This window comes from Halopiger goleimassiliensis, assembly GCF_000455345.1.
Lineage (GTDB): Archaea > Halobacteriota > Halobacteria > Halobacteriales > Natrialbaceae > Halopiger_A > Halopiger_A goleimassiliensis.
The window spans coordinates 576,818-597,163 of record NZ_HG315691.1; the positions used below are offsets into that span (position 1 = coordinate 576,818).

The following is a 20,346-nucleotide window of genomic DNA, read 5'->3' on the forward strand; positions in this document are numbered from 1 at the left end:
CATGGATTACAGGCTCGAGATCGACGACGCGCCGGAGACGATCCCGGGGGGAACCGGCGTCCTCTTGCTCCATCCGAGCACCGGTGAGACGGATCGCATCGACACCGATTTTCTCAAAACCGACACCGACCAGTTCCTCGTCGTCTCCACCCGAACCACCGCCCGCGAGGTCAAACAGAAACTCGAGCACTACGACGTCGACGAGGAGCGCGCGGAGATTCTCGATACGCTCTCGATCGAACGGGGCTACTCGCGCCGTCAGAGCGACACCGTCCACTACGTCGCCGCCCCGGACGACCTCGATGGGATCGTCGAACACATCGACGGCTTCCTCGAGGCCCACGACGGGAAACTCCGGCTGAGCTTCGACTCCGTCACCGAACTCGCCTACTACGCCGGGGAGGAAGACGCCCTCGAGACGGTCGAGCGCATCCTCACCTTGCTCGAGGAGCACGACGCAGTGGGGCTCTTTCACCTCTCAGAGGACCCCCACGACGAGGCGATCGTCGACGAGTTCCGGGCGCTGTTCGACGGCGTGATCGATCTCGACGAGGACGGCAGTACCGACGCCGATTTCTAGGGTTCGACTCCGTCGGGAAGCCGTCGAGTTCGAAAGTGACGGGCTGGTAGCGTTATCCCATCCGTCGGTGTACGGACGGTTCCATGGGAGCCAGTGAAAACGACGAGGTGCGAATCTGGTACGATCCGCGCCGGGATCGCGAGTTGAGCGACGCCCTCGTCAGCGCGATCGCGAAGGCGAAGAACGCGGATCTCGATCCGGAGGAGTGTGCCCTCTTTCAGGACGTCGATCCCGACTCGCTCGACGCCCTCTTCCGCGAGTCGGGGACCGAGAATACGTCGCTGACGTTCAACACGAACGACACCGTCGTCAGGATCGACCCGGGAACTACGTTCGAGATTCGCGCCGCCTCGCTGACGACCGAGGACTGACGGCGACGGATTCCGGTCCGGATTCCGACACCAGCTGGGTTCGGGTCCGGTCCTCGATTCGGGCGGCGTCCCACTCAGCCGGCGTCGACGATCTCGATCGGACCACGCATCGTCGGTTCGTGGGGTTCACAGACGTACTCGTGGAGTTCCTCGGTCGCCTCGAACGTGAGCGTCCGGGTCTCGCCCTCGGTCGCCGTCGCATCGGTCGCGTACTCGTCGACGACCTCGTCGTTTTCGTCCCGGAGTTCGACGTTGTGCAAGAAGCCGTCCGCGTTCTCCCAGGTAATCGCGTACTCCCGGCCGTCGACACACACGAGCGTCGGGTTCTCCTCGCCCGCGATCGGCTCCGGATCGACGCCGATCCAGACCGCGATACCGGTCTCGAGCCGAATCTCCTCGATCCCATCCCAGAGCTCGAGTACGGCCGACTCGGACGTCGGGCTCTCCCCGTCTCCCTCGCGTTCTTCGTCCGAATCACCACCACCGAGACATCCCGACAGCGCGGCCGCTGCCGTTCCACCCGTCATCGCCACGACGGTTCGACGCGGTACCAGTTGCATGCCGTTCCCCGTCATGCGTTAACGTTTGGCATAGAAGACGGTAAATCCTGTTCAGCGACGACCGAGTGTCGAGCGAACTTACACGACGACGGACGAATTTCCGGGCCTGTGGACGAATTTTCGATTTCGAATCGACGCCCGGTTCGGTTCGCAATCGCGGTCGGCTCCGTTCGTGGCGGACGAGCCGAGGGTGGTTACTCCTCGAGCGACTCGAAGGTCTTCTCGGCCCACCTGATCGCGTACTCGCTCCCGTGGTCGCGGTAGGCCTCGGTATCGAGCGCTGCGAAGGGGGCCGGCAGTTCGATGGCGTGTTTGATCGCGGCACAGGCCAACTCCGTCGCGTCGGCGAAGTCGGTTTCGCCGCGGGCGACCTCGCCGGGGAGCGACGAGACCCGCCCCTCGAGTCGGTCGCCGGCGTCCTGCCACGCGTCCGCGAGGTCGGGATGGGTATCGTGCCACGTCGCGAAGACCGCTCGCGTCTGGAGGCCGAGCCAGGCGTCGTACAGCGCCGCGGCGATCTGATACGTACTGGTCGGATCGAGCGGGGCCGACTCGTTCAACTCGCGATAGCCGTCCTCGAAGAAGCCCAGAAACTGTTCGGGTACCTCGAGCCCGAGCTGGACGAACGCCTCCGCGACGAGGAAGTCGACGAACGACTCGGGGGAGCCCTGGACGCGCGGCTTGACGATGACGAGCGGCGGCTCGGTCTGTCGCGTCCAGACGACGCTGCCGTCGCCGGGCATGCCGATCGTGAACTCCGATCCCGCGTATCGCGACAGGAGTGCAGGGGCGTCCTCGGGCACCCACGACGACGGGTAGGTGGCCGGCTCGAGGGAGTCGACGACGAGTCCGAGATCTTCGGCCGCCTCGGGGGGCAGCGTCTCGAAGTCCCGTTCGCAGTCGAACACCTGCGTTTCGGGTGCGTGCTCCTCGCGAACGGCCTCGAGGGGAGCCGAGAGTTCGCGAGCCTCGAACATCAGACGAACGCGGTCTGGAAGATGACCAGCGCAGACAGCACTCCCGCTCCGACGAGCGTGGCGAGAACGATCTTGGTTGCAGTGCTCATATGCGAGGGCTATCACCCCCATCGCTTAAAACCATCCCTCTCGCCGTCCGTGGCCGATTGGACCCCTCCGTTTCAACTGGAGATCGCGGGCCTGTGGGTCATACGGGTCTGCTGTACGTCAGTTCCGGCGAAACCGCGATCCGGCGGTGGTCGCGCCGGGACATCGGTACAGCAACCCGCATCACTCCTCGCCGTCCCGCCAGGCGTCCGGAACCTCGATGACGTAGCGGCCGTCCTCCTGAAGCGAGATGATGTACTCCTCGCGGTTGTACAGCTCCATCAGATTCAGTTCGTACTGCCCCGGACGGACGATTTTGATGCTCTCGAACTGCTCGTTGAGTTCCTCCCGAAGTTCCTCGATGGACGGACGTTCCCCGGAGGGTTCGCTGACGACGCGGCCGTGATCGGGTTCGGCGGCCATCTCCTCGTCGTCCGTGGCCACCCTCTCGTCGGGCGATTCGTCCGTCGGTGCGTCACCATCGACCTCGTCGGTCCCGGAACGCGCCGCCGGTTGTCGGTCGGAGTCGACTCGCTCGCGGGCAGTGTCGGACCGGTCCCGATCGGGTGTCGAATGCGCCGACCGACCGCGGTCGTTTCGCGTGGCTCCCTCGACGGTTCCGGTCGGAAGGTCGTCCTCCGAGACGACGCCGCTCCGGGCGTCGGCCTGGGCCGAGTTCTCGTCGTCGGCCATCGTGGCTCGAGTCGGTTCCTCCCGGGACTTCGGCCGAGGCGTCGATCCCGAGTTCGCCGCCCCGGTGTCGGACGTATCTGGTGCGGACGATCGATCCGACGGCCGCCGGGCCGAATCGGGCCACTCTTCGAAGTCGTCGGCCGACATCGCCTGGCGATCCGTGGGCTCGTCTTGCGTCCCGGCGTCGTTTTCCGCCTCCCGTTTGGAGACCCACTCCCGAACGGTCTCGGTCGCGTCGGAGACGCTGGAGCCCCAGCCGGAACTCGAGTCGTCGTCCCAGTCCCCGGGTGGGGGGTCGTCGACGGCCGCGGCGTCCGCGTCGGCCCCGGGTGACGACTCCGCAGGTGTCGATTCGGTGGTCCCCGCCGCGTCCTCGCTCGAGGGAGCGGTTCCACTGGAACCGTCGCTCGTCCCGCCCGATAGCGACCGGGACGGGGTGAACTGGAACTTGTTTCCGCCACAGTCCGGACAGCCCGACAGCATCTCCTTGGAGCCGTCGGGGAACGTCCGGCCGCAGTTCGTGCATTCGTGGGGCATTAGTTTCGTCGGGACACGAGGGCGCTGATGAGCGTTTCGTCCTTGTGTAGCGTCTCGATCTGGTTCGCCGGCCCGATCACCGTCAGCTTCGCCGTCGACTGTTCCTGGCCCATGATCCGGCCGAGCAACGAGGAGTCGTTGGCCTCGGACTTCGGATAGGTCTCGATCTCGATCCCGTTGAACTCGTCAGGGCTGATCTCGGCCATCGTCGTCTCGATCAGTCTGCTCTCTTCGTCCGGCGTCAATCCCTCCTCGAGGATGACGATGTTGCCGTCGTGGACGCCGTCTAGGATCATCCGGATCTTCTCCATCGTCGCCATCTGCTCCATCCGCTCGCCGCTGATGAGATCGATCTGGATGCCGTCGTCCGGGTCGTCGGTGTTCTGTGCCTTTGGCATCGGTGATCACCCGAAGTACTCCGCGATCGAGTCGTACACTTCGTCCATGTTGTCGCCTTCCTTCGCCGAGAGGGGGACGGTCTTGTGCTGCGGGAAGGCGTCCTCGATCCGCTTCACGCTCGATTCCTCGAGGTCGATCTTGTTCGCGAAGATGAGAACGGGGAGATCGCGCGATTCGATGATGCCGATCAGCATCGTGTTGACCTGCGTGATCGGGTCCTCTGCGCTGTCGAGCACGTAGATGACGCCGTCGACGTCCTCGCGGAGCCAGTGCATCGCCTCGGCGACGCCTTCGGTCGCCTCGCGGGACCGACGAATGGCGTCGTCCTCCTCCATCTCGTCGGTGAACTCCTCGTAGTCGACTTTCGTCGTCACGCCGGGGGTGTCGACGATGTCGATCGTCACCGACTTGCCGTTGCGTTCGATCTCGACGTTCTCCTTCCGGCGCGCGCGCCGCGTTTCGTGTGGAATGTGACTCTCCGTACCGACTGCGTCGCCGGTCCAGTCACGAGCGATCCGATTCGCGAGCGTCGTCTTTCCTGCGTTCGGCGGTCCGTAGATCCCGATTCGTTTCGGCTCCTGTTCCGAGAACAGGCGATCCGTCACCCGGGAGATACTATCTTTGAGTTCTGTGAACAGTCCCATAGTAGGGCCTCCAGCACACGGGGTGTGTCTGCGCGTACTACTGCACTGAACTCACTTAAGCCTACGTTAAATACGTTGCCGATGAGACACGTTTCGCCCGGACTCACGAGAGATCGGTTCCCCGAATGGACGATCCGCTGACAGCTGACCGATTCCGTTCGAACGGACCCATCGGTCCCGCCCGAGAACAGAGTCTCCGACCGGTAATGGAAGATATCCTCGAGACGGGGCGACGAGTCCAGAACTCGAGGGGAAGCGATGGCATGTGAGCGAAGCGACGGGAGCCGAAATGAAAGAACGACGGCCGTTCCTGGACGGATCGATGGAGTTGAAACGAAGGGGTCGACGATCCAGTCGGGACGGAGCCGCCGATCGAGTACTCGGAAACGGTGGTAAGGAGGACGACGACTGCAGCGTGACTCTTGACAGGGTCGGTAGTGGGGGAAGATATTGAACAGAGAATTGTGGCATTACCTCACGTGGGATGAACCCGCACGATCTTTCCGCGAGATCGACGCGGCCGTGACGGGAACAGAGGACCGCACCACCCCCACCCCTTTGTTTCAACTGGAGACGGACGACGAACCGGGTAGGAACACTGGATGCTGACGATGGGATGATAGCTCTCTTCGGTCGTTATAGGGCCGAAAACTGACGAGTGGACGGATAGACGGGACGTTCAGTGACTCTCGAGCGATTGATTCGCTCGGGAAGCTGAACGACGGAACTGCCAGTAGCGGGGCTGAAAACTCTAGTAAGGTCTAGTAACACTACAACCAAACTCTAGTACTCTAAATCTATTAACTGCAGTGCGGATACTGTTTCTCACCCACAATCATAAATGCTGCTGTTCTAGAGAAACCCCTCCCCCACCCCCTCCGTCGTCCTGTTCCACCTGAAATGAAGGGGTGGGGGAGGGGTGGTGGTAGTTGGTGACATTCCACGGAGGATTCTCGAGGCGATCTGCCGTTCGACTGAGGACGGCAGTGTGTTATCAGGCCGTATCCGATCGGAATCGTCATCATACCCCTCGTACTCCCGTCATCACATCCCTTCGTCCCCTCCTGAACCCGTGTCGATCCGATCTCCCAACTAGTCCCGGATCGGTCTACCTGCATTCGATCTCGCAGCGACTTCCACTGTCTCCGCTCTGCCGACGAGTTTCGTGGACCGTCCCGTGTGCGAGCCCAACGCGCGGGAATCTATATACATACTCTCTCGAACTCGTTCCTGTGGTTCGGACATAGTCCAGTCGAAACGACGCCCCACCCGCCGATGCCCGTTGTTTCCCCTCGAGCCGGCTGGCCCCAGCGACGAGAACAACGCGTGAATCGAAGGGAAGAATTTAATATCACGGTGTTCCTCTGCTTCGTTTGCATCAACTGGATCCGAGCCGAGTATCGATAGGCGGAATTTGGCTCTTCTGGGCCATCTACTCGCTCATACTCCTCGTCTCGGTCGCGGATTCCAGTCGAAATGAGGGGGTACGAGTACGACGAATGTCAGACGACGATACGGACTCATCACGTGCGGACGACCTGGACGTCGACGGTGTGAGCGACATCGATCTCGACGGCGGGGACGATTCGGAGACGACGTCGGGATTCTCGACGCACCTCGAGGAATCGGATCTGGGCGACGAGGAGTCGAACCAGGGGTTGTTCGACGATCTGCTCAGCGGCGAACCAATCTTCGAGAACAAGGAGGTGTTGCGGCCGTCCTACACGCCCCACGAACTCCCCCATCGGAACGATCAGATCAACAAAATGGCGACGATTCTCGTGGCTGCGCTCCGCGGCGAGACGCCGTCGAACATCCTGATCTACGGGAAGACGGGGACCGGCAAGACCGCCAGCGCGAAGTTCGTGAGCAAGGAACTCGAGAGCACCTCCCAGAAGTACAGCGTCCCCTGTGACGTCGAGTACATCAACTGCGAGGTCACCGACACGCAGTACCGGGTGCTCGCACAGCTCGCGAACAAGTTTATCGAGAAGAACCAGTCGCGCATCGACGACCGTATCGACTCGCTGGAGTCGTTGCTCGAGCGCGTCGACGAGTTCGAGGACGAATCGACGACCGATCGGACGGATCGGTCGACGGAACCGTTCGAGTTCGGTGCGGACGTGGAGGGCGAAACAGACCCCGGGTCGACCAATATTTCGGATGGAGGAAATAACTCGGATACAAGGATGGGGTCTGGTGGTTCTCCAGGTGAAATTGAGGGGTTCGATTCGACGGGTGGTTTGGACGCCGACGGCCCTGACGTCGGTCGCGACGAGGGGCCAGCCCATCCCCTCGCGTCGACGCAGTTCGACTCGCCCGCGGAGGTAGAATCCAAAATCGACGAACTCGAGGACGACAGAGACTCCTTCGAGGAGGTCCCGATGACCGGCTGGCCGACCGACCGCGTCTACAGCGTCTTCTTCGACGCCGTCGATTACGACGAACGCGTCGTCGTCATCATGTTAGACGAGATCGACAAACTCGTCGAGAAAAGCGGCGACGACACCCTCTATAACCTCTCGCGGATGAACTCCGAACTCGAGAACTCCCGGGTATCGATCATCGGTATCTCGAACGACCTGAAGTTCACCGATTTCCTCGATCCGCGCGTGAAATCGTCGCTCGGCGAGGAGGAGATCGTCTTCCCGCCGTACGACGCGAACCAGCTCCGGGACATCCTCGAGCATCGCTCGGACGTCGCGTTCAAGGACGGCGCGCTCTCGGACGACGTGATCCCGCTGTGTGCGGCCTTCGCGGCGCAGGAACACGGCGATGCCCGTCGCGCGCTCGACCTGCTACGAACTGCCGGCGAACTCGCCGAACGCTCCCAGGCCGAGACCGTCGCCGAGGAACACGTCAGGCAGGCCCAGGACAAGATCGAACTCGATCGGGTCGTCGAAGTCGTCCGGACGCTTCCCACGCAGTCGAAACTCGTCCTCTTCGCGATCATCTTGCTCGAGAAAAACGGCGTCCACAGCATCAACACGGGCGAGGTGTACAACATCTACAAGCGGCTCTGCGAGGAGATCGACGCCGACGTCCTCACCCAGCGTCGGGTGACGGACCTCATCAGCGAACTCGACATGCTCGGCATCGTCAACGCCGTCGTCGTCTCGAAGGGTCGGTACGGTCGCACGAAGGAGATTAGCCTCTCGGTCCCGCAGGAGGAGACCGAAGCCGTCCTCCTGTCGGATTCGCGCCTCTCGGACATCGACGACATCCAGCCGTTCGTCCAGGCACGATTCGAGAACTGATGATCCGCTCCCGACGTTTTCCACGGTCGGCTCGATCCCGTCGTCCGGTTCCAACCGACTGGGAATCGACGCGACGCCGATATACGATACCCCCTTTCGAATACCCATGAAACGACGGACCGTCGTGCTCGCCGTGAGCAGTGCTGGCATCGCTTCGTTGGCTGGGTGTCTCTTCGATGAGTCGGGATCGGACGGCGGTCACGATTACGAGGCCGGAGACCTCGAGGTCGTCATCGACGGCGAACCGGTCGATCTGACGGCGGATCGGTTCCAGTCCGAGCACGCCGAGAACTCCTCGATCGATTTTCACTTCCACGAGTTCGACGACCAGTGGTACATGGAAGGCGAAGAACGGCTCACGTTCGCCGAGGCCATCGGCCACATCCCCCACTTCGAGTACGAGAACGACGACGGCGACCACGTCGTCAGCTACGACGGCACCCGATACGACGGTGGCGACCCGGAGACGGAACTCACGTTCGAACGCGACGGCGAGGCGGTCGATCCGACCGTTGTCGAACTCTACGACGGGGACGAACTCCGTCTCGAGATCACGACGGGAGCGTAGGCGTCGCAGTCGAAATCCGTTCGGTCAGCGCCCGATCTCTTTCCGACGGCGGTCGATGCCCCCGTTTCACCTCGAGACGCCGTCCGACGAACGGTCGGGATACACCCGCGTCAGTCCTTCGAAGGCACGACACGATCGATCGTGATCGTTCTCGAGTCGAACCGAAGGGGTATGACGACAGCGAAGCGGTACCGACTGCACGTCCGATGTTACGTCAGTCGCGGGACCGGTAGCCGCCGGCCGCGGCGACGGTCCCCACACCCGCGATGCCGGCGGGTCCGAAGAGCCCTGCCGCCGACTCGAGGCCGGCGATGCTCTGCATCGATCCCGGCGGGAGGACCATGCCGCCGAGGAGGTCGTCGAAGAAGAGCCTGATGTGGCCGAGCCAGGGGATGCGGAACGTCGCTTTGCCGGTGATCCACTCGGGTTTGACGACGTCCGTGTTCGCGCCACCGTACTGGTCGTATCCATCGTTGTCGTCGCCCTTCGTGATGAACCCGGCGTGTTCCGCGGGACAGGTGTGGACGTCCTCGCAGGTCACCCGGCCGACGACGTCTTGATCGGCGCGTTCGACCCAGTCTTCCCCCTGTTCGACCCAGAAGTGGGCGCGATGGATGATCGGGGTTCGATCGGTGCCGGCGGGTTTGAAGATGATCACGTCGCCGGGCTGGCCGAACGACTCGTCGCCGCTTTCCTCGCCGCGCTCGAGGGGCACGACGCCGGTGCCTTCGACGGGGTCGTCGCCGACGAAGCGGTCGTCGTCGACGACGAAGATCAGGTCGCCACGCTGCATGTTCGGCTCCATACTCCCGCTCTCGACGGCGACTAACGGTGGCCAGACGCCGCTGACGGCGAACAGGAGCAGGCCGATGACGGCGACGATGGCGATGCTGCTGACGATGTCACGGACGAACACCACGGTCTCGTCCTCGCTGCGAAGGAACCAGCGCACGACGCCGTCGTCCTCGATGGTCACCTGATCGTCACGCGTACTCGCGTTTGCGGATCGGGTGCCGCCCGGGGAACCGTCGGTCGTCGACGGACCGCTCGAGTCCGTTCCGTCGGCCCGGAACCGATCGTCGGTGCCGGGGTCGCCGGAATCCGCTCGCCTCGAGTCGGCGTCGGAATCGCGTCGATCGGCCGGCGAATTCGGATCGCCGAATCGATCCGAACCGTCCGACGAATCGTCGTCGGGACCGTCGGTCTCGTCGTGGTCGCCGGGATCGGGACCGCTCATTGTGGCGGGGTTTGGCGGGGGACCCAATCAACTTTCTGCTCGCGGTCCCGGATCGCCGGATGCTAGACGGCGTGTCGCGTGCCGTGCCGGACGGATCGGGACGGCGAGACCGAGCAGGGACTCGACTGCCAGGCGGACCTTGCCCAACCACGGAACTCGGAAGGAGGCTTTGGCGCTGATCCACTCGGGCGCGACGACGGTCGTGTGGGCACCGACGCCGCCGATCTGATCGTACCCCGGGTTGGCGTCGCCCTTGGTGATGAAGCCGTCGTGGGGTGCCGGACACGAGACCAGTTCGTGACAGTCGTAGCCGTTTACGTACCTGGCGTCGGCCTTCGTCTCCACCCAGTTCTCGCCGTCCTCGACCCAGTAGTGTGCGCGGTGGATCACCGGCGTTTCCGACCGGTCGCCGTTGGGTGCGAACACGATCACGTCGCCTGGCGCGCCGAACTGTTCGTGGTCGTTCCGTGCGGCCTCGAGAGGGACGACGCCCGTGTCGGCGGCGGATTCGCCGCCGACGAATCGGTCGTCGTCGACGACGTACACGAGGTCGCCGATCCGGACGTTCGGTTCCATGCTCCCGCTCTCGACGGCGACCAGCGGCGGCCAGACGCCGCTGACGCCGACCAGCAGGAAGAAGACGGCCGCGACGATCGCGAGGACGGTCAGGACGTCCCTGACGAGCGACGGGTCGTCGTCCTCCGCGTCTCCGTGTTCTGTCGTCGTCGTTTGGCCGGAAACGTCGCCTCGAGCGGTCGTCGATCGGTCGGACCCGTCGGGGTCCGAACCTACGCCGGTCATCGGTACGTGATTCGACGGTCCCCGTAATCAATGCTTATCCCCGTCCCGACGGCGACCCCGACTCTCGTTACGCGGGCGGGGGATTCGCTATCCTTTTTTGCCCGCTCGCGAATGCGAGTCGTGTGCCACTCGAGGCTCCGGCCCGGATCGTCAGCGAACTCACGAGCCGCGGCTACAACGCCGAACGCGAAGCCGTGACGAAACTCGCCGCGGCGAACGATCCCGCGACGGCCCTCGAGCGGGTGCTCGAGGAACTGCCGGAGGACGCGCTGGTGGTTCGGGCCGACCACGTCGAAGCGGTGCTCGCGAACGGGGCGGACGGTGGCCGAACCGACGCGGCCCGCTCCACGACCGAGCCGTCGTCCCCGTCGCAGACGCCGCCGTCGACGACCGACGACCCCTCCGTTTCGACTGGAACCGAACCGACCCCGTCGGGCGGATCGACGGCCCGATCTCCAGTTGAAACAGGGGGGTCGAACGCCGCCGGGGGACGAGCGGTCGATCCCGAGGTACGATCGCTCGAGATCAGCAACGACATGACCGGCCAGAGCACCGGGACGGGGGAGTACGAGGACTTCGTCGCCGTCTTCCGGGACCGCCTCGAGAAACTGGGCTCGAAACTCAAAGGGCGGGTCAACCACCGACCGGCGTCGGCGATCGAGGACATGCCTGGCGGATCGGAGGTCGCGATGGTCGGCCTGGTCAACGACGTCCGATCGACGGCCAGCGGCCACTGGCTGATCGAACTCGAGGACGCTACCGGGACCTTCCCGTGGCTCGTGATGAAAGACCGGGAGTACGTCGACCTGGTCGACGAACTGCTCTGTGACGAGGCGCTGGCGATGGAGGGGACCCTCTCGGACGATTCGGGGATCGCCTTCGTCGACTCGATGCACTTCCCGGACGTGCCCCGCACCCACGAGCCGTCGACGGCGGACCGACACGTCCAGGCGGCGCTGATCAGCGACGTCCACGTCGGCAGCGAGGAGTTCATGGCCGACGCCTGGAACCGCTTCGCCGACTGGCTCCACACCGAGGAGGCGGGCCACGTCGAGTACTTGCTGCTCGCCGGCGACATGGTCGAGGGCGTCGGCGTCTACCCCGATCAGGACGAGGAACTCGACATCGTGGACATCTACGAGCAGTACGAGGCCTTCAGCGAGTACCTGAAACGCGTGCCCGGCGACGTAGAGATCGTCATGATCCCGGGCAACCACGACGCCGTGCGACTCGCGGAACCCCAGCCGGGGTTCGACGAGGAACTGCGGGAGATCATGTCGGCCCACGACGCACGCATCGTGAGCAATCCGTCGATGGTGACGGTGGAGGGCGTCTCCGTGCTGATGTACCACGGCGTCTCGCTCGACGAGGTCATCGCCGAACTCCCGGAGGAGAAAGCCAGCTACGACGAGCCACACAAGGCGATGTACCAGTTGCTGAAGAAACGCCACGTCGCCCCGCAGTTCGGGGGCCACACCCGCCTCGCTCCCGAGGAGAAGGATTATCTGGTCATCGACGAGGTACCCGACATCTTCCATACGGGCCACGTCCACAAGCTCGGGTTCGGGAAGTACCACGACGTGCTCGCGATCAACTCCGGCTGCTGGCAGGCCCAGACCGACTTCCAGAAGAGCGTCAACATCGATCCCGACGCCGGGTTCGCACCGATCGTCGACCTCGATACGCTGGACGTGACCGTCCAGAAGTTCAGTTGACGATCCGGCGGTCGACGGCGACGGTGGGCAAATCGGCGACTCCGACGATCGTCAGGTCGCCTCCGCTTCCTTCTGGGCTTCGTCCTGGAGTTCCGTCCGACGGATCTTTCCGGTCACCGTCTTCGGCAACTCGTCGCGGAACTCGATCTCGCGTGGGTACTCGTGGGCCGCGAGGTCTTCCTTGACGTGGCTCTTGATGTCCTCCTCGAGGGCCGCGGAGGGGGACGCGCCCTCGCTGGGAACGATGTACGCCTTCACGACGTTCCCGCGTTCGGAGTCGGGCTTGGGAACGACCGCCGCCTCGGCGACGGCGTCGTGTTCGCCCAGCGAACTCTCCACCTCGAAGGGGCCGATGCGGTAGCCCGAGGAGATGATGACGTCGTCGGCCCGCCCCTCGAACCAGAAGTAGCCGTCCTCGTCCACGTGTGCGAGATCGCCCGAGAGGTACCACCTGCCGTCGGGACCGTCGACGAAACTCGACTCGGTCTTCTCGGGTTTCTCCCAGTACTCCGCGAAGAAACAGGGGTAGTCCCCGCGCTGGGCGATCTCACCGGTCTGACCCGGTTCGAGCACCTCCCCCGTTTCCGGGTCGACGACGGCCGCCTCGATGCCGGGCAGCGGTTTCCCCATCGAACCCGGCCGGACCGCCATCGCCGGATAGTTGTTGATGACCATGTTGCCCGTCTCGGTCTGTCCGTAGGTGTCGTGGATCGTCACGCCCAGTCGGTTCTCGCCCCACTCGACGACGCCGGCCGAGAGCGGTTCGCCGATCGACAGCGCGTGGCGCAGGTCCAGCGAGACGTCCTCGAGGAGGTGGTCGTGCTCGCGGAGCATCCGGTAGGCCGTGGGCACGGAAAACAGGACGGTGATCGGGTACCGATCGAGCAGATCGACCCAGGCCTCGGGGTCGAACTCGCCCTCGTAGGTGAACAGCGCGGCTCCCCAGAACCACGCGCCCAGCGTGTTGATCGGCCCGGTCAGCCAGCCGAGGTCGCCCGTCGACCAGTAGAGGTCCCCCTCCTGCAGGTCGACGGCGTACTGCTGCGTGGCTGCCACGCCGGCGACCCAGCGGTGCTCGTGGAGGACGCCCTTTGCGGGGCCGGTCGTTCCGCTGGTGTAGTACAGCAGGGCGTCGTCCTCGCCGCCGGTGTCGGCGGGCTCGTACTCCCGGCTCGCGGTCTCCATCGCGGCGCGGTAACTGACGTCACCCCGTCGAATGCCGGTCCCGTCGTCGCTGACGACGATCACGTGCTCGACAGCGGGGGCGTCCTCGAGCGCGTCGGCGATGGCCTCGCGGTTCGCCGCGGTGGTCACGACCGCCGTCGCGTCGCAGTCGGCCAGCCGGTAGGAGATGCCGTCGGGTCCGAATCGCTCGTTGATCCCGCCGAAGACGGCACCGCGCTTGAGCGTTCCCACCAGGGCGACGTAGTGTTCCGGGATCCGGGGCATGTACGAGAACACGCGGTCGCCCCGCTCGATCCCGAGGTCCTCGAGGACGTTCGCGAACCGGTTCGTCGCCTCGGCGAGTTCCCAGAACGTCGTCGTGGTCAACTCGCCGTCCTCGCTCACCTGATACAGCGCGACTTTCTCCCGGTTCTCGGCGTGGCGATCGCAGACCTCGTGAGCGACGTTCAGCGCGTCGGGTGCGTCCCAGTCGGCCGCCTCGTAGACGTCGTTCCACGTGAACCCGTCCCGTACCTGCTCGTACTTCGGCATATTGTGTTCCGATACCATATGCCGAACGCCACCGATAGTGGCAATAATTGCAACGGTTGCTTGCAGGAACTGCAGGATGAACGGAACGCGCTGGCGAGCTGGCAGTATCCGTCGGCATCGCCGACCAGCAGCGTCCGGACGTTCCTCGACCGGCCTCGAGTTCTGTGGTCGGGACGTCGATCCGCCGAGACCGGCCTCCTTGACTTCCGCCCACCCCTCAGGGGTGGGCTTCCGCTAGTACCGCGTCAGGACTCGAGTCGAAACCGGACGGTTGGCGACCCCTCGAACCGGGGACCACGGCCGTGGCGTTCGAACCCGAGTGACTCTACCGCGTTTTCGATCGCGTCGTTGTCGTGCGTGACGAGGACCTCGACGTCCATCGACTCCCGCTCGGCGAACCGGACCGGTTCGGCCAGCAGTCGCTCGCAGGCCTCGGGCGTCCCGTCCAACTGGGTGACGTGGACGGTGTCCTCGCGGGCGTCGAAGCTGATGAATCCGAGCAGGTCCTCCGGATCCGAGCCGTCGTACTGGGAACTCGAGACGTCGGCGTTTGGATCGTGACTGCCGTCCTCCGCGACGCGAACCGTCCGGTCGTGGACGAGGTTTCGCATCACGTCGGTCGGCGAGTCCGCGATCGCTGCCAGCGCGTCCGCGTCGGCCTCGAGCGCGTCCCGAACGTTCATCGTCGTGTGGTAATGGTGTGCACGACCATAAATCCCGGTCGCGGCCGGCGGTTCGTCAGTCGATTCGAACTGTCACGGATTCGAGACGGTGTGTAAAATTCCCCCAATGGGACACAGTTATCTGCCCGCTCTCGTTACCCAGAGGGTATGAGCCACACCACCGGCATGCGCGCAGGAACCGAACTGTGCGAGGTGTCAGTATGCGTGTAGTAGCGAAGTTCGGCGGGACGAGTCTCGGCAGCGGCGACCGAATCAACCGTGCCGCCGACTCGATCGCCGACGCCGTCGAGGACGGCCACGAGATCGCCGTCGTCGCCTCGGCGATGGGATCGACCACCGACGACCTCCTCGAGGACATTACCTTCGAGACCGACGAGGCGGACCGCGCCCAGATCGTCAGCATGGGCGAGCGCACGTCGGTCCGGATGCTGAAGGCCGCGCTCTCCGCTCGTGGCATCGACGCCACGTTTCTCGAACCGGGCAACGAACAGTGGCCGGTCGTCACCGACGAGTACGGCGAAGTCGACGTCGAGGAGACCCAACGGCGCGCCCTCGAGGTCGCCGAGGAGATGGACGAGGTCGTCCCGGTTATCACCGGATTTCTAGCGGAGGGTCCGGACGGCTCGATCACGACGCTCGGGCGGGGCGGCAGCGACACGACCGCCGTGATGATGGGCAAGTACATGGAGGCCGACGAGGTCGTCATCGTGACCGACGTCGAGGGCGTCATGACCGGCGACCCGCGAGTCGTCGAGGGCGCGCGCAACGTCGGCGAGATCTCCGTGGACGAACTCCGGAACCTGTCGTTCCGCGGTGCGGAGGTCGTCGCCCCGTCGGCGCTGTCGTACAAGGACGCCGACCTGGACGTCCGGGTCGTCCACTACCAGCACGGCGACCTCCTCTCGGGGGGAACCAGCATCGAGGGCGAGTTCAAGAACCTCGTCGACCTGCGCGAGCGGCCCCTGGCCTGTCTGACCGTCGCCGGCCGAGCGATCCGCAACCAGTCGGGCGTCTTCTACCACCTCTCCGAGGCGCTGGCCGAGAGCGACATCAACGTCGACGCCGTCGCCAGCGGGATGGACACCGTCACGTTCTACATCGACGAGGAGGAGGCCGAGCGCGCCGAGAACATCCTCCACCGCGAGGTCATCGCCCGCGACGAACTCTCCTCCGTCACCGTCGACTCGCCCATCGCCGTCGTCCGGATCACCGGCGGCGAGATACCCAACCAGCCCGGCATCATCAGCGAGATCGTCTCCCCGCTCGCCGAGGAGCGCATTCACCTCCAGGACGTCGTCACCAGCGCGACCAGCGTCGCGCTGTTCGTCGACTGGGAGGACGGCGAACGCGCCCTCGAGTTGACGCAGGAACTCTTCTGACGATCCGCCGCGGTACCGCTACTCGCTTCCGGACGGAACGTGGCCGGAGCCGACGAAGATGCCGGCGAACGAGAGGAACGCACCCAGATACGCGAGCGCCCAGGCGGACGACTCGAGCGCGTTCGCCACCAGCACGAGGTTGATACCCAGCAGGCTGATCTTCACACCTTGCATTCACAACACGTCACTGCGGAATACGGTTAGGAGTTTCGGAAGGAAAGAATCCCCAGTGTCGCGATCGAACCTGTCCGCCGGGAGGGCGTCGAACGGTGGGTCGTCCGATACGCCCGGGCGCGCCCCCGAGCGCGAGGACGGATCCCTGCCGTTGGGTGCGGGTAACCGGTCGTTACCCCTCGAGATCGCCGTCACGCCGTCCGCGAGTACGCGATCGATTCGGCGGTAACGGACGCGTAACGAAGGGTGTGAACGGGGCGCTCACGATCATGACCTCCGACTCCGCAGGCAGAGAAGTGTTCCAGCACGTCGACCCCGACCCCGACGCCGTGCTCGAGGCCCACGGCATCGACTCGCCGGACGAGTTGGCCGGCGACGGTGCCCACGACCCGACGACGGACGAGGAAATCGATGCCGACGATACGACCGCCGCGGATCTGTTCGATCACCTCGAGACGGTCTCGACCGATCCCGTCGAGCCCTCCGACTCCGAGACGGCGGACGAACCCGACGAACTCGCGGCCATCGACGTCGACTGGTCGTTCGTCGGCGAGCCCGAACGGACGGTCCGCGAAGACGATCCGGTCGACGCCACGGCGGCCGACGTCGCCCGGACGCGACGACGCTCGAGCGACCGATCGCCCGCCTCGGTGGCGGCCGACGAGTCGGACGGAACCGACGAGCACGAGGACGCCGGCTCGACGTTGACGGTTCGAACCGCGGACGACCTCGAACTGGTCGGGCCGGAGCCGACGGCCGATCGCGTTTCGAACGAGAGCTTCGGTACGACCGGGTTCGAGTTCGGGCTCCTCGAGGATCGTTGCTGAGCAGTCGGGCCGCCGGCGACGGTCCCGGTGGTGGCATCAGCCGGTGACGGATCCGCTCGCTACTGTTCGAATCTGCCCGATATACCGCGGTTGCTGTCCCCGGACGACAGCTCCCGTCACTCGATTTGAACTGTCCGGCCATCGTGTGGCTGTGGCATGGTCGGCTACAAATCGAAAGTCGTGGAATCGATCTCGTTACCCTCTCGAGAGCGCCGCGAGCGCGCGCTCGAGGAGGCCGGGCACAACGTGTTCAACCTCTCGTCGTCGGATGTCTTCGTCGATCTGTTGACCGACAGCGGCACGGGCGCGATGAGCGAGGACCAGTGGGCCGCGATGATGGCCGGCGACGAGGCCTACGCCGGCTCGGAGAGCTTCGATCGCCTCGCGTCGGCGGTCCGGGACGTCATGGGGTTCGAACACGTCGTGCCGACCCACCAGGGACGGGGCGCGGAGAACGTCCTCTACGGTTCGCTGCTGTCGGAGGGCGACGCCGTCCCGAACAACACCCACTTCGATACGACCAGGGCACACGTCGCCAACCAGGGGGCCGACCCGGTCGACTGTCCGGTGTCGGGCGCGTTCGATCCCGACCTCGAGGAGCCGTTCAAGGGAAATTTCTCGCTCGAGCGCGCCCGGGAAGTCGTCGACGAGGTGGGGGCCGACCGGGTTCCGCTGGTGATCCAGACGATCACGAACAACTCGGCGGCGGGTCAGCCGGTCAGCGTGGAGAACACCCGGCGAGTCCGGGAGTTCGCCGACGAAATCGACGCGACGTTCGTGATCGACGCCTGTCGGTTCGCCGAGAACGCCGCGTTCGTAAAGCGCCGGGATCCAGCGTACGAGGACCGCTCGATCGGCGAGATCGCCCGCGAACAACTCGGCTACGCCGACGCGGTGGTGATGAGCGGGAAAAAAGACGCCTTCGTCAACGTCGGCGGCTTCGTCGCGACCGACGATCCGGCCCTCTACGACCGGTGCAAGCAGCGGGCCATCCTCTACGAGGGGTTCCCCACCTACGGCGGGATGGCCGGCCGCGACCTCGCCGCCATGGCCGTCGGCCTCCGGGAAGCCGTCGACGGCTCGACCGTCGGCGAGCGCATCGCGTCCGTCCGGGAGTTCGGTGGGCTGCTCGCGGAGGCGGGCGTCCCGGTCTATCGTCCGATCGGCGGCCACGCGGTCTACATCGACGCCGGCGAAGCGCTCTCGCACATTCCGGCCGAGGCCTTCCCCGGGCAGGCGCTGGTCTGTGAACTCTACCGGGAGGGCGGCGTCCGCGGCGTCGAACTGGGCAGTTTCGCCTTTCCCGATACGGAGCGACCGGAACTCGTTCGGCTGGCGGTCCCCCGTCGGACGTATCACCGCGAACACTTCGAACACGTCGCCGAGACCGCTGGGGCCGCTCTCGAGTCGCCCGAGTCCGTGTCTGGTCTCGAGGTCGCGACGGACCCGGCCGTCCCGGAACTGCGTCACTTCACGGCGGAACTCGAGCCGCTGGCGTGACCGACGCGGGGGAACCGGACCGAATGGTAGGCCGTCGACGGGGAGAACGGAGGCTGGCGGCGGTTAGAATCGCGCGACGAGCGCGCGTGCCCGATCGCGGATGCCCGGTTCGGGCTCCGGTTCGCTCCCGAACCGTCGTTGCGCTGCGTTTCGAATCCCTCTGCGTGCCGTCTCGGATTTCGCCACGTCGAGCAACACGTCGGGGACCTGCGATTCGATCTCCGAGCGCTTCTCGGCTTTCATCTGACTGTACCGTCGGAGGACGACGCCGATGCCGATGAAGAGCCCGGCGTCGACCAGCTCCCGTCGGAACCGCTCCCGGTCGTCGCGGACCGCGATCGCCTTGACGAGCGAGAGGATCCCGATTCCGAGATAGAGTTTCGACGTTCTCGATGGGTCGCCGCTGAGTAGCCGTTTGAACGCCATGCGCCGCGACGTACCACGTTCCCGGCCTTAAAGCTGCACGCGGGATATGCGCCCACGTTTGCCGGGCGGACCGACGCCCGGTCCGGTCAGGGGGCCAGTACGGCTTCCCACTCCGTCAGCCAGTCGTCGAGACTGCCGGAGAGGTCGTCGTACGTGACCGCAATTGTCTCCTCGGGATCGGCGGCCGCATCGAACGCGTCCGGGCGGTCGACGTACGGGTCCTCGACTGCCGGGAACTGGTAGTTCCGCGCGGCGATCGCCGACTGTGCGTCCCGGGAGAGGACGAAATCGACGAACTCGTGGGCGAGGTCGACGTTCTCGGTCCCGGCGAAGATTCCGACGCCCTCGGTGCTTCCGATGGCCCGGCCCTCGGGCGTCGCGACGCGGTGGCGCTCCGGCGCTCGATCGGAGCTCGCCGCGGCAACCGGGTCCGTCGTGTACGACACCACGACGGACCCCTCACCCTCGAGGTAGCGGTCGACGTAGGCGTCGGTCCAGGAGTCGGCCACCTCGAGCCCGCTCGCCGAAAGGTCCGCCCAGTAGTCGGCGAACTCGTCGCCGTACTCGGCGACCGTCCAGCAGAGAAACGCCCGTCCGGGCAGCGAGTAGCGGGGATCCTCCGCGAGAACGGCGTCGGCGTACTCGTCCGCGAGCAACGCCTCGAGCGTGGCGGGGGGTCTGATCGTCGTTTCGTCGTAGACGAGCGCGACCTCGCCGGTCGCGACGGGGACGATTCGGTCGTCCGGATCGTCGACCGCGAGGTCGTCGCGGACGCGATCCGCGTGCTCGAGTCGGTCGACGTCGATGGAGTCGAACAGCCGGCTCGCCCCGCGGCCGTCCGCGAGCACGAGGTCGCCGACGGTCAGCCCCAGGTAGACGTCCGCGTCGATCTCGGCGTCGCGCCGGTAGCGTTGTACGAAGTGGTCGATCCCCGAGTCGGGCACCGTCCACTCGAGTTCGGCGTCGGGAAACGACTCCGCGAAGCGCTCGGCGAGCCACGCGCCTGCGGGGTCGTCGCCGGTCACCATCGATTCGTACGTCGCGATCCGGAGGGTGCCGTCGGCCTCGGCGTCGACCGGCTCTTCCTCCTCGCGCTCCGGTTCGGGCTCGGGATCGTCGGTGGTGAAACAGCCCGCGAGCCCGGCGATCGACCCACCGGCAGCACAACGGACGTACGTCCGCCGTCTCATTGTCCGTATCTCACGCCTGAGCGGC

The 20,346-nt window shown here is 65.2% G+C and carries 20 protein-coding genes; 8 read left to right on the top strand and 12 right to left on the bottom strand.

The features are described from left to right. Position 1: 1 nt before the first annotated feature. Both TX79_RS17505 and TX79_RS17510 read left to right on the top strand, forming a co-directional pair. Positions 2 to 580 (top strand): DUF7090 family protein, encoded by a 579-nt coding sequence (locus tag TX79_RS17505; protein ID WP_049928924.1) that lies wholly within the window; start codon positions 2 to 4, stop codon positions 578 to 580. Positions 581 to 663: 83 nt separating this feature from the next. Then, positions 664 to 951, top strand: coding sequence for a HalOD1 output domain-containing protein (locus TX79_RS17510; protein WP_049928925.1), 288 nt, complete (start codon positions 664 to 666; stop codon positions 949 to 951). Positions 952 to 1,025: 74 nt separating this feature from the next. Here TX79_RS17510 and TX79_RS17515 read toward each other — a convergent pair whose 3' ends face one another. The 5 genes from TX79_RS17515 to TX79_RS17535 form a co-directional block, all read right to left on the bottom strand. Continuing rightward, entirely contained in the window at positions 1,026 to 1,526 is a 501-nt protein-coding gene (locus TX79_RS17515; RefSeq protein WP_230198614.1) for a cupredoxin domain-containing protein, read from the bottom strand. Positions 1,527 to 1,705: 179 nt separating this feature from the next. Further along, positions 1,706 to 2,488 (bottom strand): DUF7089 family protein, encoded by a 783-nt coding sequence (locus TX79_RS17520; RefSeq protein WP_049928926.1) that lies wholly within the window; start codon positions 2,486 to 2,488, stop codon positions 1,706 to 1,708. 270 nt (positions 2,489 to 2,758) lie between these two features. Beyond that, positions 2,759 to 3,805: an OapC/ArvC family zinc-ribbon domain-containing protein gene (locus tag TX79_RS17525; RefSeq protein WP_049928927.1), complete on the bottom strand. Its 1,047-nt coding sequence runs from the start codon at positions 3,803 to 3,805 to the stop codon at positions 2,759 to 2,761. Then, the gene (locus TX79_RS17530) at positions 3,805 to 4,203 is read right to left on the bottom strand and encodes a DUF2073 domain-containing protein (protein ID WP_049928928.1); all 399 of its coding nucleotides are present in this window, start codon (positions 4,201 to 4,203) and stop codon (positions 3,805 to 3,807) included. The genes TX79_RS17525 and TX79_RS17530 overlap by 1 nt, the downstream gene beginning before the upstream one ends. A gap of 6 nt (positions 4,204 to 4,209) precedes the next feature. Continuing rightward, complete coding sequence (locus tag TX79_RS17535) at positions 4,210 to 4,848, bottom strand: Era-like GTP-binding protein (RefSeq protein ID WP_049928929.1); 639 nt, start codon at positions 4,846 to 4,848, stop codon at positions 4,210 to 4,212. Between the two features lie 1,499 nt (positions 4,849 to 6,347). Between TX79_RS17535 and TX79_RS17540 the strand changes: the two genes are divergently transcribed. Together TX79_RS17540 and TX79_RS17545 are read left to right on the top strand one after the other, a co-directional pair. Continuing rightward, entirely contained in the window at positions 6,348 to 8,105 is a 1,758-nt protein-coding gene (locus TX79_RS17540; RefSeq protein WP_049928931.1) for a Cdc6/Cdc18 family protein, read from the top strand. A gap of 106 nt (positions 8,106 to 8,211) precedes the next feature. Continuing rightward, a complete protein-coding gene (locus tag TX79_RS17545) occupies positions 8,212 to 8,673 on the top strand; it encodes a hypothetical protein (protein ID WP_049928933.1) in 462 nt (153 codons plus the stop codon). 214 nt (positions 8,674 to 8,887) lie between these two features. Here TX79_RS17545 and TX79_RS17550 read toward each other — a convergent pair whose 3' ends face one another. Both TX79_RS17550 and TX79_RS17555 read right to left on the bottom strand, forming a co-directional pair. Then, positions 8,888 to 9,910, bottom strand: a complete 1,023-nt coding sequence (locus tag TX79_RS17550; protein WP_049928935.1) for a S26 family signal peptidase — start codon at positions 9,908 to 9,910, stop codon at positions 8,888 to 8,890. Positions 9,911 to 9,937: 27 nt separating this feature from the next. Then, positions 9,938 to 10,711, bottom strand: coding sequence for a S26 family signal peptidase (locus TX79_RS17555; protein ID WP_081655638.1), 774 nt, complete (start codon positions 10,709 to 10,711; stop codon positions 9,938 to 9,940). Positions 10,712 to 10,833: 122 nt separating this feature from the next. On the opposite strand from TX79_RS17555, the gene TX79_RS17560 reads away from it, so the two are divergent. Continuing rightward, entirely contained in the window at positions 10,834 to 12,426 is a 1,593-nt protein-coding gene (locus tag TX79_RS17560; RefSeq protein ID WP_049928936.1) for a DNA-directed DNA polymerase II small subunit, read from the top strand. Between the two features lie 51 nt (positions 12,427 to 12,477). On the opposite strand, the gene TX79_RS17565 is transcribed toward TX79_RS17560, so the two are convergent. Further along, complete coding sequence (locus tag TX79_RS17565) at positions 12,478 to 14,160, bottom strand: acyl-CoA synthetase (RefSeq protein ID WP_049928938.1); 1,683 nt, start codon at positions 14,158 to 14,160, stop codon at positions 12,478 to 12,480. Between the two features lie 227 nt (positions 14,161 to 14,387). Next, on the bottom strand, positions 14,388 to 14,825 hold the full coding sequence (locus TX79_RS17570) for a hypothetical protein (protein WP_049928940.1): 438 nt from the start codon (positions 14,823 to 14,825) through the stop codon (positions 14,388 to 14,390). A gap of 200 nt (positions 14,826 to 15,025) precedes the next feature. On the opposite strand from TX79_RS17570, the gene TX79_RS17575 reads away from it, so the two are divergent. Continuing rightward, a complete protein-coding gene (locus tag TX79_RS17575) occupies positions 15,026 to 16,204 on the top strand; it encodes an aspartate kinase (protein WP_049928942.1) in 1,179 nt (392 codons plus the stop codon). 18 nt (positions 16,205 to 16,222) lie between these two features. Here the strand turns inward: TX79_RS17575 and TX79_RS19475 are convergent, their stop codons facing one another. Next, positions 16,223 to 16,378, bottom strand: a complete 156-nt coding sequence (locus tag TX79_RS19475; protein WP_154660581.1) for a hypothetical protein — start codon at positions 16,376 to 16,378, stop codon at positions 16,223 to 16,225. Between the two features lie 269 nt (positions 16,379 to 16,647). On the opposite strand from TX79_RS19475, the gene TX79_RS17580 reads away from it, so the two are divergent. Both TX79_RS17580 and TX79_RS17585 read left to right on the top strand, forming a co-directional pair. Beyond that, entirely contained in the window at positions 16,648 to 17,205 is a 558-nt protein-coding gene (locus TX79_RS17580; protein ID WP_081655661.1) for a hypothetical protein, read from the top strand. A 156-nt stretch (positions 17,206 to 17,361) separates the two neighbouring features. Then, positions 17,362 to 18,705, top strand: coding sequence for a tryptophanase (locus TX79_RS17585; RefSeq protein WP_049928944.1), 1,344 nt, complete (start codon positions 17,362 to 17,364; stop codon positions 18,703 to 18,705). A gap of 63 nt (positions 18,706 to 18,768) precedes the next feature. Here TX79_RS17585 and TX79_RS17590 read toward each other — a convergent pair whose 3' ends face one another. Both TX79_RS17590 and TX79_RS17595 read right to left on the bottom strand, forming a co-directional pair. Beyond that, complete coding sequence (locus TX79_RS17590; RefSeq protein ID WP_049928946.1) at positions 18,769 to 19,131, bottom strand: hypothetical protein; 363 nt, start codon at positions 19,129 to 19,131, stop codon at positions 18,769 to 18,771. An 86-nt stretch (positions 19,132 to 19,217) separates the two neighbouring features. Continuing rightward, complete coding sequence (locus tag TX79_RS17595; protein ID WP_049928947.1) at positions 19,218 to 20,321, bottom strand: thiamine ABC transporter substrate-binding protein; 1,104 nt, start codon at positions 20,319 to 20,321, stop codon at positions 19,218 to 19,220. Between the last annotated feature and the right edge of the window lie 25 nt (positions 20,322 to 20,346).

What these genes read in the sequence shown, in the direction of transcription:
- TX79_RS17590 (WP_049928946.1), bottom strand. Translation starts at nt 19,131, where the DNA reads ATGGCGTTCAAACGGCTACTCAGCGGCGACCCATCGAGAACGTCGAAA.
- TX79_RS17530 (WP_049928928.1), bottom strand. Translation starts at nt 4,203, where the DNA reads ATGCCAAAGGCACAGAACACCGACGACCCGGACGACGGCATCCAGATC.
- TX79_RS17535 (WP_049928929.1), bottom strand. Translation starts at nt 4,848, where the DNA reads ATGGGACTGTTCACAGAACTCAAAGATAGTATCTCCCGGGTGACGGAT.
- TX79_RS17520 (WP_049928926.1), bottom strand. Translation starts at nt 2,488, where the DNA reads ATGTTCGAGGCTCGCGAACTCTCGGCTCCCCTCGAGGCCGTTCGCGAG.
- TX79_RS17540 (WP_049928931.1), top strand. Translation starts at nt 6,348, where the DNA reads ATGTCAGACGACGATACGGACTCATCACGTGCGGACGACCTGGACGTC.
- TX79_RS17505 (WP_049928924.1), top strand. Translation starts at nt 2, where the DNA reads ATGGATTACAGGCTCGAGATCGACGACGCGCCGGAGACGATCCCGGGG.
- TX79_RS17570 (WP_049928940.1), bottom strand. Translation starts at nt 14,825, where the DNA reads ATGAACGTTCGGGACGCGCTCGAGGCCGACGCGGACGCGCTGGCAGCG.
- TX79_RS17515 (WP_230198614.1), bottom strand. Translation starts at nt 1,526, where the DNA reads ATGACGGGGAACGGCATGCAACTGGTACCGCGTCGAACCGTCGTGGCG.
- TX79_RS19475 (WP_154660581.1), bottom strand. Translation starts at nt 16,378, where the DNA reads ATGCAAGGTGTGAAGATCAGCCTGCTGGGTATCAACCTCGTGCTGGTG.
- TX79_RS17580 (WP_081655661.1), top strand. Translation starts at nt 16,648, where the DNA reads ATGACCTCCGACTCCGCAGGCAGAGAAGTGTTCCAGCACGTCGACCCC.
- TX79_RS17585 (WP_049928944.1), top strand. Translation starts at nt 17,362, where the DNA reads ATGGTCGGCTACAAATCGAAAGTCGTGGAATCGATCTCGTTACCCTCT.
- TX79_RS17555 (WP_081655638.1), bottom strand. Translation starts at nt 10,711, where the DNA reads ATGACCGGCGTAGGTTCGGACCCCGACGGGTCCGACCGATCGACGACC.
- TX79_RS17545 (WP_049928933.1), top strand. Translation starts at nt 8,212, where the DNA reads ATGAAACGACGGACCGTCGTGCTCGCCGTGAGCAGTGCTGGCATCGCT.
- TX79_RS17510 (WP_049928925.1), top strand. Translation starts at nt 664, where the DNA reads ATGGGAGCCAGTGAAAACGACGAGGTGCGAATCTGGTACGATCCGCGC.
- TX79_RS17565 (WP_049928938.1), bottom strand. Translation starts at nt 14,160, where the DNA reads ATGGTATCGGAACACAATATGCCGAAGTACGAGCAGGTACGGGACGGG.
- TX79_RS17575 (WP_049928942.1), top strand. Translation starts at nt 15,026, where the DNA reads ATGCGTGTAGTAGCGAAGTTCGGCGGGACGAGTCTCGGCAGCGGCGAC.
- TX79_RS17595 (WP_049928947.1), bottom strand. Translation starts at nt 20,321, where the DNA reads ATGAGACGGCGGACGTACGTCCGTTGTGCTGCCGGTGGGTCGATCGCC.
- TX79_RS17525 (WP_049928927.1), bottom strand. Translation starts at nt 3,805, where the DNA reads ATGCCCCACGAATGCACGAACTGCGGCCGGACGTTCCCCGACGGCTCC.
- TX79_RS17550 (WP_049928935.1), bottom strand. Translation starts at nt 9,910, where the DNA reads ATGAGCGGTCCCGATCCCGGCGACCACGACGAGACCGACGGTCCCGAC.